This is a genomic window from Roseateles albus, from assembly GCF_028595345.1.
GTDB lineage: Bacteria > Pseudomonadota > Gammaproteobacteria > Burkholderiales > Burkholderiaceae_C > Paucibacter_A > Paucibacter_A albus.
On sequence record NZ_JAQQXT010000021.1, the window covers coordinates 21,141 to 39,710 of the forward strand.

The 18,570-nt window shown below is 60.6% G+C and carries 17 protein-coding genes; 11 read left to right on the forward strand and 6 right to left on the reverse strand.

Going from position 1 to position 18,570, the window contains the following annotated elements; translation table 11 throughout:
- Positions 1-11 precede the first annotated feature (11 nt).
- The 5 genes from PRZ03_RS22740 to PRZ03_RS22760 form a co-directional block, all read right to left on the reverse strand.
- Positions 12-677, reverse strand: a complete 666-nt coding sequence (locus PRZ03_RS22740) for a DUF502 domain-containing protein (protein WP_263535706.1) — start codon at positions 675-677, stop codon at positions 12-14.
- A 7-nt stretch (positions 678-684) separates the two neighbouring features.
- The gene (locus tag PRZ03_RS22745; protein WP_273602397.1) at positions 685-1,011 is read right to left on the reverse strand and encodes an FmdB family zinc ribbon protein; all 327 of its coding nucleotides are present in this window, start codon (positions 1,009-1,011) and stop codon (positions 685-687) included.
- Between the two features lie 68 nt (positions 1,012-1,079).
- Positions 1,080-2,531 carry a high affinity choline transporter 1 gene (locus tag PRZ03_RS22750; protein ID WP_273602398.1) on the reverse strand — a complete coding sequence of 484 codons (1,452 nt, stop codon included), beginning with the start codon at positions 2,529-2,531 and terminating at the stop codon, positions 1,080-1,082.
- Positions 2,532-2,582: 51 nt separating this feature from the next.
- A complete protein-coding gene (ubiB, locus tag PRZ03_RS22755) occupies positions 2,583-4,148 on the reverse strand; it encodes a ubiquinone biosynthesis regulatory protein kinase UbiB (protein ID WP_273602399.1) in 1,566 nt (521 codons plus the stop codon).
- On the reverse strand, positions 4,145-4,669 hold the full coding sequence (locus PRZ03_RS22760) for a hypothetical protein (RefSeq protein ID WP_273602400.1): 525 nt from the start codon (positions 4,667-4,669) through the stop codon (positions 4,145-4,147). The genes ubiB and PRZ03_RS22760 overlap by 4 nt, the downstream gene beginning before the upstream one ends.
- A gap of 198 nt (positions 4,670-4,867) precedes the next feature.
- On the opposite strand from PRZ03_RS22760, the gene PRZ03_RS22765 reads away from it, so the two are divergent.
- From PRZ03_RS22765 to rfbC, 9 genes are read left to right on the forward strand one after another with little or no spacing between them, the layout of a single operon-like run.
- Positions 4,868-6,259: an undecaprenyl-phosphate glucose phosphotransferase gene (locus PRZ03_RS22765; RefSeq protein ID WP_273602401.1), complete on the forward strand. Its 1,392-nt coding sequence runs from the start codon at positions 4,868-4,870 to the stop codon at positions 6,257-6,259.
- A gap of 46 nt (positions 6,260-6,305) precedes the next feature.
- A complete protein-coding gene (locus PRZ03_RS22770; protein ID WP_273602402.1) occupies positions 6,306-7,553 on the forward strand; it encodes a porin family protein in 1,248 nt (415 codons plus the stop codon).
- A 10-nt stretch (positions 7,554-7,563) separates the two neighbouring features.
- Positions 7,564-8,580 (forward strand): UDP-glucose 4-epimerase GalE, encoded by a 1,017-nt coding sequence (galE, locus tag PRZ03_RS22775; protein WP_273602403.1) that lies wholly within the window; start codon positions 7,564-7,566, stop codon positions 8,578-8,580.
- Positions 8,581-8,611: 31 nt separating this feature from the next.
- Positions 8,612-10,051: a mannose-1-phosphate guanylyltransferase/mannose-6-phosphate isomerase gene (locus PRZ03_RS22780; RefSeq protein ID WP_273602404.1), complete on the forward strand. Its 1,440-nt coding sequence runs from the start codon at positions 8,612-8,614 to the stop codon at positions 10,049-10,051.
- 38 nt (positions 10,052-10,089) lie between these two features.
- Positions 10,090-11,379: a nucleotide sugar dehydrogenase gene (locus PRZ03_RS22785; protein ID WP_273602405.1), complete on the forward strand. Its 1,290-nt coding sequence runs from the start codon at positions 10,090-10,092 to the stop codon at positions 11,377-11,379.
- A 16-nt stretch (positions 11,380-11,395) separates the two neighbouring features.
- Positions 11,396-12,454 (forward strand): dTDP-glucose 4,6-dehydratase, encoded by a 1,059-nt coding sequence (gene rfbB / locus PRZ03_RS22790; protein ID WP_273602406.1) that lies wholly within the window; start codon positions 11,396-11,398, stop codon positions 12,452-12,454.
- Positions 12,451-13,332, forward strand: coding sequence for a dTDP-4-dehydrorhamnose reductase (rfbD, locus tag PRZ03_RS22795; protein ID WP_273602407.1), 882 nt, complete (start codon positions 12,451-12,453; stop codon positions 13,330-13,332). Before rfbB ends, rfbD begins: the two co-directional genes overlap by 4 nt.
- Positions 13,333-13,342: 10 nt before the next feature.
- The gene (gene rfbA, locus PRZ03_RS22800; protein ID WP_273602408.1) at positions 13,343-14,230 is read left to right on the forward strand and encodes a glucose-1-phosphate thymidylyltransferase RfbA; all 888 of its coding nucleotides are present in this window, start codon (positions 13,343-13,345) and stop codon (positions 14,228-14,230) included.
- Positions 14,231-14,232: 2 nt separating this feature from the next.
- Positions 14,233-14,787, forward strand: a complete 555-nt coding sequence (gene rfbC, locus PRZ03_RS22805) for a dTDP-4-dehydrorhamnose 3,5-epimerase (RefSeq protein ID WP_273602409.1) — start codon at positions 14,233-14,235, stop codon at positions 14,785-14,787.
- On the opposite strand, the gene PRZ03_RS22810 is transcribed toward rfbC, so the two are convergent.
- Complete coding sequence (locus PRZ03_RS22810; protein WP_273602410.1) at positions 14,776-16,116, reverse strand: UDP-glucose dehydrogenase family protein; 1,341 nt, start codon at positions 16,114-16,116, stop codon at positions 14,776-14,778. The genes rfbC and PRZ03_RS22810 overlap by 12 nt on opposite strands.
- Positions 16,117-16,263: 147 nt before the next feature.
- Here PRZ03_RS22810 and PRZ03_RS22815 point away from each other — a divergent pair, with 147 nt between their 5' ends.
- A complete protein-coding gene (locus PRZ03_RS22815) occupies positions 16,264-17,193 on the forward strand; it encodes a DUF3667 domain-containing protein (RefSeq protein ID WP_273602411.1) in 930 nt (309 codons plus the stop codon).
- 76 nt (positions 17,194-17,269) lie between these two features.
- A complete protein-coding gene (locus PRZ03_RS22820) occupies positions 17,270-18,556 on the forward strand; it encodes an esterase/lipase family protein (RefSeq protein ID WP_273602412.1) in 1,287 nt (428 codons plus the stop codon).
- The last annotated feature ends 14 nt before the right edge of the window (positions 18,557-18,570 follow it).

An 18,570-nucleotide genomic window follows, 5' to 3' on the forward strand; every position in this document is an offset into this window, starting at 1 on the left:
TGCCGAGATGCTCAACCCGGTAGATTGGGCCGCCCCTTTGCATTCGGATCAAGTGACTGCGCTTCATCCGGCGCCACCACACCCATCGAGATGATGTGCTTGAGCGCCGCATCAACACTCATCTTCAGCGGCCGCACCGAGCTGCGCGGCATCATCAGAAAGAAACCCGAGGTTGGATTCGGCGTGGTCGGCACATACAAGCTGACATGCTCTTGCTCACCCAAGGCGTGTGCGACTTCACCGCCGGGCTTGCCGGTGACGAAGGCAATCGTCCAACTCCCCTGATGCGGATACTGGACCAGCACCGCCTCACGAAAGGCATTGCCGCTGCTGGAAAACAGCGTGTCCGACACCTGTTTCACCGAGCTGTAAATGCTCTTAACGATAGGAATATTGGAGAGCAGTCGGTCCCATTGCTTGAACCACCATTGGCCGAAGATATTGGCGACGAACATGCCGGTCAGCGCCATGCCGCCAACCAGAATCAGCAGACCCAGGCCTGGGATATGGCGCAGCTCGTCGATGTTCTGCGCCATTGAAGCCGGCAGCAAGGCCTGCGAAGCGGCCAGCAGCGAGGTGAACACGCCGTTGATAAGGCCCAGCACCCACAGCAACACCCAGATGGTGATGGCCAGCGGCAACCAGACCAGCAGGCCGGTGATGATGTATTTTTTCAAGGCAGTCCTAGGACGAGGCGGTCGGGCTGGATGCTGGTGCCGGCGCAGCGGCCGGGGCCGCCACTGGTGCCGGAGCCGGCGCTGGCGCAGCCGTAGGCGCGGCGGATTCGGCCGGCACAGCGGGGGCTACGGCGGTCGCAGCCTTGGCGCCACCATCCTTGAAATCGGTCACATACCAGCCCGAGCCCTTGAGCTGGAAGCCGGCGGCAGTGACTTGCTTTTGAAAGGCCTCGGCGCCACAGGCCGGGCAGGTCGTCAACGGTGCATCGGAAAGCCTTTGCAAGGCGTCTTTGGCGTGACCGCATTCGGCGCAGCGGTAAGCGTAGATAGGCATGGTCTAAACCGTTGATTCAAAACCGCAAATTATAAAGGCCCGGCGTGAACCCGCTCCCACCGAGGCCTTCACGCGGCGGCGCCATGCGCCAATTTGTGGTGCGAAGCGTGCACATTCTTGATCGCCTGCGGGCCCAAAGTGCCCACCAACATACCGACAACACCCGCCAACAAACCCGCCAACTGGGCCGGGAAGACCTCACCGGCCGGCGTCAGCTTGAACAAACCCCAAGCCAGCAAGCCCAGCACGATGGAAAAGACCGCGCCCTGGGTGCTGGCGCGCTTCCAATAGAGACCAAACACCAGCGGCACAAATGCGCCGACCAATGTGACTTGATAGGCAGCCGATACCATTTCGTAAATTGGCGTGCCTTCCAGCGCAATCGCATAGACGCAGACGCAGACGCTGAAGATCAGCACCGCGATACGCATGGTGCGCAGCTCTTGCTTATCACTGATGCGCGGAAAAAACTGCCGCCAGATGTTCTCGACAAAGGTCACCGAAGGCGCCAGCAAAGTGGCCGAGGCGGTGGATTTCAAGGCCGACAAGAGCGCGCCGAAGAAGATCACTTGCATCACAAAAGGCATGCGCTCCATCACCAACGTGGGAATCACTTTTTGCGGGTCGTCAGCGATCAGCTGCGCAGCCTGCTCGGGCATGATGATCAAGGCGCTGGTGACCAAAAACATCGGCACGAAGGCGAACAAGATGTAGCAGATGCCGCCAATCACCGGGCCGCGCGTGGCCGCATATTCATTCTTGGCCGACATCACGCGCTGGAACACGTCTTGCTGCGGGATCGAACCCAGCATCATCGTGACCGCCGCCGCCAGGAAGAACACGATGTCGTGGAAACTCGGCTCGGGCAGGAAACGGAATAACTCCTTGCTGCTCGCCAGGGCGATCACCTTGTCGGCGCCGCCCGCCATATCCGCCGCGAAATAGGCAATGATGCTCAGGCCAAGGACCAAGATGATCATCTGTATGAAGTCGGTCACCGCCACCGACCACATGCCGCCGAACAGCGTGTAGGCCAAGATCGACGCCGTGCCGATCAGCATGCCGATGGGAATGCTGATGGCGCCGCCCGACAGCAGATTGAACACCAGGCCCAGCGCTGTGACCTGCGCCGCCACCCAGCCCAGGTACGACAAGATAATGATGAAGGAACACACCACCTCGACCACCCGACCATAGCGCTCGCGGTAATAGTCGCTGATCGTCAGCAAGCTCATTTTGTAGAGCCGCGCGGCAAAGAAGATGCCGACCAGGATCAAGCAAGTGCCGGCGCCGAACGGGTCTTCGACCACACCGTTCAAGCCGCTTTGCACGAACTTGGCCGGTATGCCCAAAACCGTTTCCGAGCCGAACCAGGTCGCAAAAGTCGTGGTGATGATCATCACCAGCGGCAGGTGGCGCCCGGCAATTGCAAAGTCAGCGGTGTTCTTGACCCGCCGCGCGGCCCACAGGCCGATCGCGATGGTGACGAGGAGATAGGTAAATACCAGGGTCAAAAGCATGGCGACAGATCGTTTGGTGACACAAAAGCGTGCGGGATTATCGCCAAAACCTCAGCCGCCCAGCACCAGCCCGGCGCGCAGCAAAAGATGCGCGCCCACCAAACCTAAAACAAAGCCCCCTGCCCCGTACAGCAAGCCCTTCAGCAGACGATTAGTGCGCTGCTGCTCAATCAGCAAGGCGGTGATGGCCTGGCTTTCATAGGGGGAGGCTTGGCGCTTTAGAGCATCATGCAGCAAACGCGGCAGCTCGGGGAAGAGCTGGGCGTAGCGCGGCGCTTCTTTCTGAATTTGGTTGAGCAAAGCACGCCAGCCGACCTGCTCGTTCATCCAGCGCTCCAAAAACGGTTTGGCCGTCGCCCACAAGTCCAAATTGGGATCGAGCTGACGACCCAGACCTTCGATATTGAGCAGCGTTTTTTGCAGAAGCACCAATTGCGGCTGGATTTCGACATTGAAGCGACGCGAAGTCTGAAACAAGCGCATCAAGACTTGGCCCAAGGAAATATCCTTCAAGGGCCGGTCGAAATGCGGCTCACAGACCGCGCGTACCGCGCTTTCCAACTCGTCCACTCTTGTGCCCGCCGGCACCCAGCCGGAGGCGATATGCAACTCGGCCACACGCTTGTAATCGCGCCGGAAGAAGGCAATGAAGTTCTGCGCCAAGTACTCTTTGTCCACCTCGGTCAGCGTACCGATGATGCCGAAGTCGAGCGCGATATAGCGCCCGAAGGTGGCCGGATTCAGGCTGACCTGGATGTTGCCGGGGTGCATATCGGCATGGAAAAAACCGTCGCGGAAGACCTGGGTGAAGAATATCGTCACACCGTCACGGGCGAGCTTGGGGATGTCGATGCCGGCGTCCTTGAGTCGCTCCAGCTGCGAGATAGGCACGCCGTGCATGCGCTCCATCACGATGACGTCGGAGCTGCACATATCCCACATCATCTCGGGCACCATGACGAGGTCCAGGCCGCTCATATTGCGCCGCAGCTGCGCTGCGTTGGCGGCTTCGCGCACCAGATCCAGCTCATCGTGCAGATAGGTGCTGAACTCAGCCACCACTTCGCGCGGCTTCAGCCGCCGCCCGTCGGCCGACAAGCGCTCGACCCAGACCGCGACGGTTCGCAACAAGGCCAGGTCATCGTCGATGGTGTCCAGCATGCCGGGACGCAGGACCTTGACCGCGACCTCACGCCCGTCTTTGAGCGTGGCGAAATGCACTTGGGCAATCGAGGCACTGGCGACCGGCTCGGCCTCGAAACTGCCAAACAGATCCTCCACCGGCCGCCCAAAAGCTTTCTCGACCAGGGCGCGCGATTCAGCGGCCGGAAACGGCGGCACCCGGTCTTGCAACTTGGACAGCTCCTCAATCATGTCCTCGGGCACCAGATCGCGCCGGGTCGACAAGACCTGACCGAATTTGACGAAGATGGGCCCGAGATGCTCTAACGCCAAGCGCAGGCGCACGCCGCGCGGCTGCTCCCAGCTACGGCCCAGAGAAACCGCACGGCGCAAGAGCCGAAAGCGCTTGCGCCGAAGACCCGACAGCGCCAACTCATCGAGGCCGAAACGCAGAATCGTCCAAACAATGACGGACAGGCGCGCGAAGTACCTCATGCCGCGCCACGTCCGGCCGGCTTGAAGGCCGCCGCACCGCGCGCCAAGGCCGCGACCCCTGAGGCGGCAGAGCGCCCCCAGACGGAGAGCTGATGCGCTGCGGCCGGCCCTACGATGCCGGCCAAGTCATCCTCGATATCCCAGCGAAGGTTCTCCATCAGCCAGCTGATCTCACCCGCGAAGGCTGCGTCCCCTTGCACCGACACGCTGGGTCTATCGCCCAACAGCGCACCCAGCGCCAGCAGGGCCGGATTGGCAGCATCCAGCTCAATCCGCAGCGCGGCTGCCGTGTCCGGCACAGCCTGGCGCTCAAACAAGCCGGCGGGCGTGACGAGCAGCACCAAATCGGGAGCGGCCGGCAGCAAAGCTGGCCAGTTCTGCAGATGCAAAACAACAGACCTGCCTGCAAAAGGCAGCAAACGAGCCGTGGCGTGAGATTCGCGGCTCAGGACATGGTTCAGTAACAGAATCATGCGATCCTGCGCGGCTGGCGTTGCCAAGTTCATCCAATATTTCAGCATGCCGGCATTGTAGGGAGTCGCGTCAATCCTACGAACTCTGAAACTGGGAAACAAAGCTCAGAAAAATTTGAGAGAGAATGCCGGCTCCAAACCTCTGCCTTGATGTGCAGAGGCCGTCGGCATTATTGGTGCTATCGACTTGGAGTGCCTGTAGTCATGGGGCAAAGCCAAACCATCAGCAAAGGGTAAGGGAGATCAATGTTCGAGGACAGAAGTTACAAGAGAACGTTTTACAGCGCGCCGCAGTCGGTCGAGTCGCTGATAGCGGCATTCTTGGAACCGGGCATCATCGTGCTGTGTTTTTTGGCTGTCAGCGCCTACTTTGACGAGCCAATTCTCAGGTCCGGCCTCACTCTGTGCTTGTTGGTGTTCGCCTTGACCTTCCCGGGTCGAAACCGCTTCTCCGGCAGCAGCAGCATCAGCGCTGCCGTCGACCTGCTGAGTTCCTGGGGCGCATTGTTGGTGATTCTTGCCCTGTGCGGCTATGCCACCAACAGCATGGGCTACTTCGAGAACAAGGTTTTGTACTGGTGGGCGGGCCTGACACCGGTACTGCAAATCATCGCCATCCAGATCGGACGCTGGGAGCGTGCGCGCCGAACCCGTGGCGCACGCCGTGGCGCGGTGATCGTCGGCGCGGGCCCGCTCGGCGCCAAGGTTGCGCGGGCCTTGAATGCCGGGCCCGACCAAGGCCGAGACTTTCTCGGCTACTTTGAAGATCGGCAAGACGATCGCCTGCATGAAGACGCCAACAACAAATTACTGGGAAAACTCAGCGACCTGAGCGAATATGTGCGCGCGCACAGTATTCGTGAGGTCTACATCACGCTGCCACTCGGCTCTCAGCCGCGTATTGTGCAGTTGCTGGAACAAGTGCAAGGCACGACCGCATCTTTGTTTTTTGTGCCCGATGTCTTTGGTATCAGCATCATCCAAGGACGCCTGCAAGACATGAATGGCGTTCCCGTGGTGGGCATTTGCGAAACGCCATTCACTGGCACCAATGAGTTGATCAAGCGCATCAGCGATATTATTTTGGCCAGTTTGATTTTGGTCTTGATTTCTCCGATTTTGATCGCCGTCGCGATTGGCGTGAAACGCAGTTCACCCGGACCCATTATTTTCAAGCAGCGGCGCAACGGGCTAGACGGCGAGGAAATCATTGTCTACAAGTTCCGTTCGATGCGTACGCAGGACAATGGGCCCGTGGTTAAACAGGCCACCAAGGAAGATCCCCGCATTACTAAGTTCGGAGCCTTCATTCGCCGCACCTCACTTGACGAATTGCCGCAGTTCATCAATGTTTTACAGGGGCAAATGAGCATTGTGGGTCCGCGCCCCCATGCGGTGGCTCACAACGAGCAGTATCGCAAACTGATCAAGGCTTATATGGTCAGGCACAAGGTCAAACCCGGTATTACCGGCTGGGCTCAGGTCAACGGGCTGCGAGGCGAGACAGATACCATCGACAAGATGGAAGCCCGGGTTGAATATGACCTGGAATACCTGCGCAATTGGTCCTTGGGATTGGATTTGCAAATCATTGCGCGCACCGCCCGCCTGATGCTGTTTGACCGCAACGCTTATTGACCGCCTGATCTGTTTCGCCAGATAACTCCATTTAATTAGGACATACATGTTCAAGCCGACCGCGCAACGACGACTGCTCTTGGCTGCAGCCTGCACACTCGCTTGGGGGGGCGCCACATCGGCATTGGCCGAATCCAACCCCTATTACTACGGCGGCTCGCTCGGCATCAACCGCGTCTCGAATATCTATCGCTCGGTCTACAGCCCCAACGACGATACCGTCGCCACCGCAAGTTTATTGGCCGGCGTCAACCAGCCCATAGGCCGCCAACGCGTCTATGCGGACGTCAACGTCAACACCAACCGCTACAGCAAAAACACCGACCTCAACAATGTCGGCTACTCGGTCAAGGGCGGCTTGGATTGGTCGACCATCGAGCGCTTTTCCGGCAACATCAACATCGACAACAGCCAGGCGCTGAGTACCTATACCGAACGCACGGCCGAGGCTCTGCGCAAGAAGAACGTCGAGAACAACACCAATTTGAGTGGGCTGGTGCGGGTCGGCTTGGTGACCAAGTATTCGCTGGAGGCAGGCGCAGGCTATCGCACGCGCAGTTTCAGCGCCGATGAATACGCGCAGTTTGAGTTCGACCAAAACCGCTATTCCCTCGGTCTCGTCTACCAACCCAGCCCCGACCTTCGCCTTGGCGTGGCCGGCCGTGTGACCAACGACAAATACCCGGCCTATACGCGCACAGGCTTCATCTTGGTCAATGGTGTGCCACAGAAAATCACCGTGCCGGTGGCCGCCCGCGAGTTCGAGCGCAAGGACATTGACTTCACCACCCGCTGGGTAGCCAGCGGCGCCAGCACGCTGGACGGTCGCATCAGCACCGGTCGCTCCAAGATTAAACAAGGTGTGGGTAACGACTTCTCCGGTGTGACCGGCCGGGTCACTTGGGCCTGGCAGCCGACCGCCAAATGGAATGTCTCGAGCAGCATCAGCCGCGACACCGGCCTGGAATCTTCGTTCACCAACGCCAATACAAGTTCCGAGCAAGACCGCATCACCAACGGCCTGCAAATCAACGCGAATTACGAATTGACCGGCAAGGTCTTTCTCACCGGCGGCTTGAGCACGGCAAATAGCCGCCGCATCTACAGCGGCTCAACCGTTCGATCCGACGAAACCGACCGCGACAACTCTTTCAATCTGGGTGCACGCTGGCAATATTCGCGCGGCATCACCATGGGCTGCCAGTTCAACAAATCCTCACGCAACAGCTCGCAAGAGATTTACAGCTTTGATGCCAACAGCTACGGCTGCTACGGTCAGATCCTGATGTACTGAAGCCGACAACATGAGTGCACGCATCTTGCTGACCGGCGCCGCCGGCTATATCGCTTCGCACACTTGGCTAGCCTTGCAGGCTGCAGGCTTTGAGGTGGTCGGGGTCGACAATTTCTCGAACAGCTCACCCGAGGTGCTGAATCGCCTGAAGACATTGAGTGGGCAAGAGCCGGTGTTCGAGCGCGCCGATGTCTGCGACGCCGGCGCCATGAATGTGGTGTTCGAGCGGCATCACCCAGACGCTGTTGTGCATTTCGCCGCCTTCAAGGCGGTCGGTGAGTCAAGTACCCAGCCGCTCAGCTATTACCGCAACAACCTCGGCGGCCTGATCAATATTTGCGAGACCATGGTGCGCTTCGACTGCAAACGCATGGTGTTCAGCTCCAGTGCCACCGTCTACGGCGTCTCGGAAACACTGCCCTTGCGCGAAGACGCGGCGTTGTCGGCCGTCAACCCTTATGGCGCCACCAAGCTGATGGGCGAGACAATTTTGCGCGACTTGGGCGCGGCCGACCCCGCGTGGCAAACCGCCGCGCTGCGCTACTTCAACCCAGTCGGCGCGCATGCCAGCGGCTTGATCGGCGAGGATCCGCGTGGCACGCCGAACAATCTGATGCCTTTTGTGGCGCAGGTAGCTGTCGGCAGGCGCTCGCGTCTGCAGGTATTCGGCAATGACTACGCCACGCCCGACGGCACCGGCGTGCGTGACTACATCCATGTGCTGGACTTGGCCGAGGGCCATGTCGCGGCCCTGCGCTTTCTCTTGGGCGGCAAGGAATCCATCACCGTCAATCTGGGCACCGGCCAAGGCTATAGCGTGCTCGATCTGGTCAAGGCTTACGAAGCGGCCAGCGGGCGCAGCGTGCCTTACGAGATCGTCGCCCGCCGTCCCGGCGATGTGGCCGCCTGCTACGCAGACCCGCAATTTGCCCTTGAGCGCTTGGGTTGGCAAGCACACCACGACCTCAAGCAGATGTGCGAAGACAGCTGGCGCTGGCAGAGTATGAATCCGCAAGGTTTCACCTGATTTTCTTTTTTCTTTTTTCTGGAACTCTGAAATGTCTCTGATCCAAGTTCTGCCCGTCATCATGGCCGGCGGTAGCGGCACCCGCTTGTGGCCGCTGTCACGCGCTGGCTTCCCCAAGCAGTTTCTGGTCTTGTCCGGCAATACCAGCTTGTTCCAACAAGCGGCCGAGCGCCTGGGCGCGCTGGCCGCGGCTGACATCGCACTGGCCGGGCCGGCCATCATCGGCAATGAAGAACATCGCTTTTTGGTGCTAGATCAGCTGCGTGAAACCGGCCAAGAAACAAGCGGCGTCTTGCTGGAACCGATGGGCCGCAACACCGCACCTGCGCTGACCCTGGCTGCGCTGCACGCCTTAGAGAATGGTGCCGACCCGGTGCTGGTGGTCACGCCGTCCGACCAAACCGTTACCGACGGCCCGGCCTTCACCGCCGCTTTGCAACAAGCAATACGTCAAGCGGCAGAGGGTGCCATCGTGATCCTGGGCATCACACCCGACCGAGCCGAGACGGGCTTTGGCTATATCCGCACCGAGGCCGACGCAAACGGTCTGGGTGTTGCCCAGTTTGTTGAAAAGCCCGACGCTGCAACGGCCGAGCGTTATGTGGCCGAAGGCAGTTATTTCTGGAACAGCGGCATGTTCGTGCTGCGCGCTAGCGTCTGGATCAAGGCCTTGGAGCGCTTCCGCCCGGACATCGCCGCCGCCGCCCGCACGGCTTGGGTGGCACGCTCGGTCGACGCCAAATTCATCCGTCCCGGCAAGGCCGAGTTCGCCGCTGTGCCTTCCGAGTCGGTCGACTATGCGGTGATGGAGCGCTGCCCCGGCAGCGGCATCCCGCTGCGCATGTTGGCGCTGGATGCCGGCTGGAACGATCTGGGGGCCTGGGACGCGGTCTGGCAAGTGGCGGACAAGGACGCCGACGGCAATGCGGCGATTGGTGACGCGATCTTCAGCGACAGTCACAACACCCTGGTGCATGCGACCAGCCGCTTGGTCAGCGTGGTAGGCCTGAGCGATGTCGTGGTGGTGGAAACGCCCGATGCGATCCTGGTCAGCGACCGCGCCCGCAGTCAAGAGGTGAAGAAAATCGTCGCTCATCTGGACGCCGAAAAGCGCGGTGAGCAGACCCTGCACCGTAAGGTGCACCGCCCGTGGGGATGGTATGACAGCGTGGATTCGGGCGAGCGTTTCCAGGTCAAGCGCATCATGGTCAAGCCGGGTGCGACGCTGAGCTTGCAGATGCACCACCACCGGGCCGAGCACTGGATTGTTGTTTCCGGTACAGCCGAGATTACCAATGGCGACAAGGTTTTGCTGCTGAGCGAGAACCAAAGCACATATATCCCACTGGGCCAAACGCACAGGCTGGCCAATCCGGGCAAGGTGCCGCTTGAAATTATCGAGGTGCAGTCCGGCTCCTATCTGGGCGAGGACGATATCGTGCGCTTTGAAGATACGTACGGCCGTAGTTAAGGCCAAGAGTTTCAATTAGTTGATCTGGGGAATAGGGAATGAGCGAAAAGAGCGTGATTGCCGTCGTAGGTTTGGGTTATGTGGGCTTGCCCCTGGTGATCGAGTTCGGCAAGCATGGCCGCACCATCGGCTTCGATATTGCCAAAGACAAGGTCGCCAAATGCCAGGCCGGTGTGGACCCCTCGCGTGAGTTGAGCGACGAGGAAATGAGTCATTCGCCGCACGCCGAGTACAGCTTTGATCCGGCCTGCCTGCGCGAAGCCGACGTCATCATCGTGGCCGTGCCCACGCCGGTCGACGACGCCCATATCCCCGACTTCCGCCCACTCGTCGGTGCAAGCACCAGCGTTGGCCGCAACCTCAAAAAGGGCGCCATCGTCGTCTATGAATCGACCGTCTACCCGGGTGCGACCGAAGAGGTTTGCATCCCGGTGCTGGAGCGCGAGTCGGGCCTGAAGTGGAAGACCGACTTCTTCATCGGCTATTCACCTGAGCGCATCAACCCGGGTGACAAAGAGCACACGCTGACCAAGATCCTCAAGATCGTCTCCGGCGATACGCCCGCGACCCTGGACACCGTCGCCAAGGTCTACGAAAAGATCATCATCCCCGGCGTGCACCGCGCCGCCAGCATCAAGGTGGCCGAGGCCGCCAAGGTGATCGAGAACACCCAGCGTGACCTGAACATCGCCTTGATGAACGAGTTGTCCATCATCTTCGACAAGATCGGCATCGACACCTCCGAAGTGCTGGAAGCGGCCGGCACCAAGTGGAACTTCCTGAAGTTCAAGCCGGGCCTGGTCGGCGGCCATTGCATTGGCGTCGACCCTTACTACCTGACGCACAAAGCCGACATGCTGGGTTATCACCCACAGGTGATTCTGGCCGGCCGGCGCATCAATGACGGCATGGGTAAATTCATCGCCGAGCAGACCATCAAGCAGATGATTGCCGCCGGCAGCGCGATCAAGGGTGCCAAGGTCAACGTCCTGGGCCTGACATTCAAGGAAGATTGCGCCGATTTGCGCAACTCCAAGGTCATCGACATCATCACCGAGCTGAAGACTTACGGCGTCGAGGTGATCGTCACCGACCCGGATGCGGATGTGGAAGAAGCCATGCATGAATACGGAGTGCGTCCGGTCACTTGGGAGCAACTTCCGAAGGCCGATGCCATCGTCGCAGCGGTTGCGCACAAGAGCTACAAGGCCCTGAGCACTGCGGATCTGGCCGCCAAGCTGGTCCCCGGCGGTGCTTTCATCGACGTCAAGGCGGCCTTTGATCAACAAGCTTTGCAAGCAGCCGGTCTGCGGGTCTGGCGTCTGTAATTTTTTTGGGTTCGATATGACCATACTCGTCACCGGCGGCGCCGGTTTTATCGGCAGCAACTTTGTCTTGGACTGGCTGAAGGCCTCTGACGAGCCGGTGGTGACGCTGGACGCGCTGACCTACGCGGGCAATCTGGAGAACCTAAGCAGCCTGGACGGCGACGCGCGCCACAGCTTCGTCAAGGGCGATATCTGCGACGGCGCACTTGTTGCCAAGCTGCTGGCCGAACACCGGCCGCGCGCCTTGGTCCACTTCGCCGCCGAAAGCCATGTGGACCGTTCGATCAGCGGCCCCGGCGCCTTTATGCGCACCAATATCGAGGGCACCTACACGCTGCTTGAAGCGGCGCGCGCCTATTGGAGCGAGTTGGACGGGGCAGCCAAGGCGGCGTTTCGTTTCCACCATGTCTCGACCGACGAGGTTTACGGCTCGCTGGGGGCCGACGACACGCCTTTCGCCGAGACCAAGACCTACGAGCCCAACAGCCCCTACTCGGCCAGCAAGGCCGCCAGCGACCATCTGGTTCGTGCCTGGCACCACACCTATGGCCTGCCGGTGCTGACCACCAATTGCTCGAACAACTACGGCCCCCTGCACTTCCCCGAGAAGTTGATCCCGCTGATGATCGTCAACGCGCTGGCGGGCAAGCCGCTGCCCATCTATGGTGACGGCCAAAATGTACGGGACTGGTTGTATGTAACCGACCACGCGTCGGCGATCCGCGCCGTGCTGGCCGGTGGCCAAGTTGGAGAGGTCTACAACATCGGCGGCTGGAACGAGATGACCAATCTGGACATCGTCCACACCGTCTGCTCGCTGCTGGATGAATTGCGGCCAGACGCTGCCGGCAGTTACAAGCGCCTGATCACCTACGTCAAAGACCGCCCCGGCCATGACAGGCGTTATGCCATCGACGCCCGCAAGATCGAGCGCGAGCTCGGCTGGCGCCCGGCCGAGACCTTCGCCACCGGCATTCGCAAGACGGTGCAGTGGTATCTGGCCAACCCGGATTGGGTATCGCGGGTACAGAGCGGTGCCTACCGCGATTGGGTGGCTCAGCAATACAGCGCATGAGAATCCTGCTACTCGGCAAAAACGGCCAAGTCGGCTGGGAGCTGCAGCGTGCCTTGGCTCCGCTGGGGGAGATGATTGCACTGGACCGACATGACAGTGGCGATCTGGCCGACAGTCAGTGCTTGCTTGCCAAGGTCAAGGCCATCACTCCGCAAGTGATCGTCAACGCCGCCGCCTACACCGCCGTCGACAAGGCCGAATCAGAGCCAGCCTTGGCAGGGCAAATCAACGCCACCGCGCCTGGTTTGTTGGCGCTGGAGGCCAAGGCTATGGGTGCTCTACTGATCCACTACAGCACAGATTATGTGTTCGACGGCAGTGGCGATCAGCCTCGGGATGAATCTGCAGCCACCGCGCCGCTGAGCATTTACGGCAGCAGCAAGTTAGCCGGCGAGGACGCCATCCGCGCCAGCGGCTGCCAACACCTGATTCTGCGCACCAGCTGGGTTTACGCCGCGCGTGGCGGCAATTTCGCCAAGACCATGTTGCGCCTAGCCGCCGAGCGCGAGCATTTGAAGGTCATCAGTGACCAGATTGGTGCGCCCACCGGTGCCGACCTGTTGGCCGACCTGACGGCCCATATGCTCAGAGCCACCTTAGCTAAGCCAGCGCTGAGCGGCACCTATCACGCGGTGGCCGGCGGCGAAACCAGCTGGCATGCTTATGCGCAGCATGTGATCGAATTTGCGCGGGCCAAAGGCGTGCCGATCAAGGTTAGCGCCAGCCAAATACTGGCGATCCCGACAGCTGATTACCCCACACCCGCGCGGCGGCCGCTGAATTCGCGCCTGTCCACCGACAAACTACAAGCCGCCTTTGGCCTCACATTGCCGGCTTGGCAAGTGGGCGTCGAGCGCATGCTGACTGAGATCCTCTGAGGAAAGCGTCATGACAAACAATCGCAAAGGCATCATCCTCGCCGGCGGTTCGGGCACGCGCCTGCACCCTGCTACCCTGGCCATGAGCAAGCAACTGCTGCCGGTCTATGACAAACCGATGGTGTACTACCCGCTTGCCACCTTGATGCTGGCCGGCATCCGCGACATTCTCTTGATCAGCACCCCGCAGGACATCCCGCGCTTCGAAGAGCTGCTGGGCGATGGCAAGCGCTGGGGCCTGAACATCAGCTACTGCGTGCAGCCCAGCCCGGACGGCTTGGCGCAAGCCTTCATACTCGGCCGTGACTTCATTGGCGGCAACCCCTGCGCCTTAGTCTTGGGCGACAACATTTTCTACGGCCACGACTTCCAAGGTCTGCTGTCCAACGCCAACGCCAATACCACCGGCGCCACAGTCTTTGCCTACCATGTGACCGACCCCGAGCGTTACGGCGTGGTTGAGTTCGATGGGAACAAGAAAGCTTTGTCAGTTGCCGAAAAGCCGTTGCAGCCGAAGAGCAATTACGCCGTCACCGGTCTGTATTTTTATGACGAGCAGGTCTGCGATATCGCAGCCAGCATCAAGCCCAGCCCGCGCGGCGAGTTGGAAATCACCGACGTCAACGCCCAATACCTGCGCCAGCAACAGTTGAAAGTCGAAATCATGGGCCGCGGCTATGCTTGGCTGGACACCGGCACCCATGACAGCCTGCTCGAAGCGGGCCAATTCATCGCCACGCTGGAGAAGCGCCAGGGTCTGAAGGTCGCCTGCCCCGAAGAAATCGCTTTCCGCTCGGGCTGGATCACGGCCGATCAATTGGCCGCGCTAGCCAAGCCCTTGGCCAAGAACGGCTACGGCCAATACCTGCAAAGGCTGCTGAGCGACAAAGCCTTCTGAAGATGAAGATTACTGCCACCCGCCTGCCCGAGGTCTTGATCGTCGAGCCCAAGGTCTTCGGCGATGCGCGCGGTTTTTTCAGCGAGAGCTGGAGCGAGCGCGTGTTCAACCAAGCGGTCGGTTACGACGTCCGCTTCGTGCAGGACAACCACTCCCGCTCGGCCAGAGGCGTGCTGCGCGGCCTGCATTTCCAGTTGCCACCTCACCCGCAAGGCAAGCTGGTGCGCGTGGTCAGCGGCGCGGTGTTTGATGTGGCGGTCGATATTCGCCGCTCCAGCCCCAACTTTGGCCGCTGGGAAGGCGTTGAGCTGAGCGCCGAAAACCAGCGCCAACTCTGGGTGCCGCCGGGCTTTGCACACGGCTTTTTGGTCTTGAGCGAGACGGCCGACTTCCTCTACAAAACCACTGACTACTACGCCCCGCAATGCGAGGGCGCCGTGCGTTGGGACGACCCCGCTATCGGCATTGAGTGGCCGGCCACCGGCGTGCCGGCCCTGCTGGCAGACAAAGACGCCAAAGCACCTTTGCTCGCCGACGCAGCCCGGCTATTTGACTGATTGAGCCGAACCGCGGCCGATTCCGTGGTGCTCCAGTCCCAAAACCTTCATCAATGAAGGTTCGTACTGATTGCGGCCGTCAAACACAACCGGCTGCTTCAATGCTGCCTTGATGGCGTCAAAGTCAGGGCTCTTGAACTCCTTCCACTCGGTCACCAACACCAAGGCATCGGCACCCTCCAGCGCTTGCTCGGCCCGCTCGCAAAAACTGAAGCTTCTCAGGTCACCCAACACCCGCTTGGCTTCGGGCATGGCGACCGGGTCATAGGCCGCCACCGTCGCGCCCAAGCGAATCAGCTCTTGCACGATCACCAGCGCGGGCGCCTCGCGCATATCGTCGGTATTGGGCTTGAAGGCCAGGCCCCAGATGGCGAAATGGCGGCCGCTCAGATCGGCCCCAAAGCGCGCCACGACCTTGTCCACCAGCACCATTTTTTGCCGCTCATTGGCCTGTTCCACCGCCGCCAACACGCGCAGCGACACGCCTTCAGCCTGCGCGGCCTGCACCAAGGCCTTCACATCCTTGGGGAAGCAAGAGCCGCCATAGCCGGCACCGGCATACAAAAAGCTGTAGCCAATGCGCGGATCGGACCCTATGCCCCGACGAACTAACTCGATATCTGCGCCAACCTTCTCGGCCAGCAGCGCCAGCTCGTTCATAAAGCTGATGCGCGTGGCCAGCATGGCGTTGGCCGCGTATTTGGTGAACTCTGCGCTGCGCAGGTCCATCACCACCATGCGGTCATTGTTGCGGGTGAAGGGTGAGTACAGGGCCCGCATGAACAGCGTCGCCTGCTCATCGTCGGAGCCGATGATGATGCGATCGGGCTTCATGAAGTCTTCGACCGCCGCGCCTTCCTTCAAAAACTCCGGGTTAGACACCACGGCAAAAGCCAGCGTCGAGCCGCGTTTGGTCAACTCATCCGCCACCGCAGCGCGCACCTTGTCCGCCGTGCCCACTGGCACCGTGCTCTTGTCGACGATCACCTTGTAATCGGTCATGCGCGCGCCAATCGAGCGCGCTGCCGCGAGCACATATTGCAGGTCGGCCGACCCGTCTTCGTCCGGCGGCGTGCCCACACCGATGAACATGATGGTGCCGTGGTTGACGGCCCGGTCAATATCGGTGGTGAACTGCAAGCGGCCCGCCGCCACGTTGCGCTGCACGATCTCCTGCAGACCGGGCTCATGAATCGGAATTTCGCCCTCGTTCAAGATGCGAATCTTTTCGGCGTTGACATCCAGGCACAACACATGATTGCCCATCTCCGCCAGACATGCGCCCGTCACCAAGCCCACATAGCCGGTGCCAATTGCCGTAACTTTCATGTCTATGTTCCTGGTAGTTTGAAGCGCCAAACGGATCGCCTGTCGCTATGCTGCGTCTAGGCTACGTGGCGACTGTGTAGACACTGTGAAATTGCGAAAGGATTCGCCGCTCGCCACAGCAGCCGTGCTTGCTCCGACAATGCCGCCATGAGTTCCTCGCACGAATTGCCCGCCGCCAGCGCCGATGCGCCCGATCACTGCCCAAACTGCGGCACACCCTTCCCCAACCCTCGGCCCAAGTTTTGCGGCGCCTGCGGCCAGGAATCGAACCTGCGCGCGCCCACGCTGCTCGAATTCGTTCAACAGTTTGGCGGCGCCTATATTTCGACAGAGGGCGCGCTGTGGCGCACGCTGTGGCGCCTGCTCCTGCTGCCGGGCCAATTGACGCTGGAGTATTTGGCCGGCCGGCGCCGGCGCTATGTGCTGCCACTGCGCCTGTACCTGACCATCAGCGTGCTGGCCTTGTTGTCGCTGCGGCTGGTCACCAGCGGCAAGATCGAAGCCAATACCCCGGAGTTCGATAAAACAAGCAGTTCCAAAGCCATACAGCTCGAAAACGGCGATACCAAGAACATCCAGATCGGCGGGCTGGGCGGCTTCAAAGCCGGCTTGAAAGACGGCGTGTTCTTTTGCGACAAGCTGCCCGAATCGATGTGCAAACGCCTGGAGCGACGCCTAACGCTGGATCACGCCGGCATGGCCAAGGAGATGGTGCAGTTGTCCGAGCGGGCGCTGAACAATGTCGGCACCACCATGTTTGTGTTGCTGCCCTGCTTCGCGCTGTGGCTGAAGCTGATTTTTTGGGACAAGCGCATGCGCTACACCGAGCATCTGACCTTCGCCCTGCATCTGCACGCCTTCTGGTTTGCGATGGTGATGCTGCTATTGATTCAGTCGGAGGTCTTGTCGGCAGTGGCGGGCCTGGCCGCCTTGATCTACCCGCTCATCGCCCTGCACCGCGTTTACCGCTGCCGCTGGTGGAGCACCCTGCCGCGGGCGTTTGTGCTGTTTGTATTGAACCTCAGCAGCATCGGCTTGGTGTTCGCCAGCTTTGCCCTCTTGACCTTGGTGAGCTGAATAGAGCCGCGCCTCTAGCGGGCTGGCCGCACAATCAAGCGGCTTGGCGACCTTTTTTGTCGCCGGCTCTGCCAGCATGAACTCAAACAGACCTCGACGTAAGGCCCATCACCTGCAGGCCACAGATTTGCGCGGCATTGCCCAGTTGGGCAGCCAGGCGACAGCCGGCATTGCACGCATAGTCGAAGGCGTGCATCAGTCGATCTGGGCGCGCCTGGGCATGCCCGGCGGCCCGGCACCTGGGCAGACGCGTGGCGTCACCGGCTTGGCTTATCGCAGCGTACATGGCGTCAACCGCTTGGTTGGCGCCAGCTTGCAAGCACTGTTGAAGCGGCTCGAGCCCATGTTGCAGTCGGGCAGCGAAAGTACAGAGCAACAAGAGAGCCCTCAGCGAGCTGCTCTGCTGGCGGCCTTGAACGGCGTGATGGGGGACCACCTGCTGGCCACCGGCAACCCTCTGGCCACAATCATGGGCATGCGCTGGAAGGGTTTGGCTTTGAACTGGCAAGCCCTGCCCCCAGAATTCAAGCCTAACGGCAAGGTCTTGCTGCTGATCCATGGTCTGTGCATGAACGATCTGCAGTGGCAAGCGTCAGACAAGGTCGGCACGGTTGATCATGGACAGACGCTCGCTGCCGCGCTGGGATACACCCCCATCTATCTGCGCTACAACTCTGGCCTGCACACCTCGCAAAATGGCCGCGAGTTGGCGGCCCAACTTGAATTGCTGCTGCGGCATTGGCCGGTGCCAGTTGAAGAGATCAGCATCGTCGCCCACAGCATGGGCGGCCTGCTGACACGCAGCGCCTGCCACATCGCCGGTGAGCAAAGCCTGACTTGGCTGCCTTTGCTCAAGAACATCATCTTCCTCGGCACACCCCATCACGGCGCGCCGCTGGAGCGAGCCGGCAATTGGATCGATGTGCTGCTGGGCAGCACGTCCTACACCGCTCCCCTGGCCAAGCTCGGCCAATTGCGCAGCGCCGGCATCACCGATCTGCGGCACGGCCATGTACGCGATGAGGACTGGCAGGGCGACGATCGTTTCCATCAACTGCCCGATCAACGCTTGATCACACCGCTGCCGGCCGGCATCAACTGCTTCGCGGTCGCCGCGACCATGTCCGCGAAGACCGCCAAACGCGGCGGGGCTCTCGCCAACCGCTTGATTGGTGACGGCTTGGTGCCCTTGCACAGCGCCTTGGGCGAGCACAGTGACCCCCGGCGCGATCTAGGCTTTGCCAAGTCAGAGCAACTGGTCTGTTACCGCATGAACCATATGGAGTTGCTGAGCAGCCCCGTCGTCTGCCAGCAACTCTTGAATTGGCTGCAAGCTAGGCCGCAAAAACAGACCAAGCAGTAGCTTTGGACCGCAGC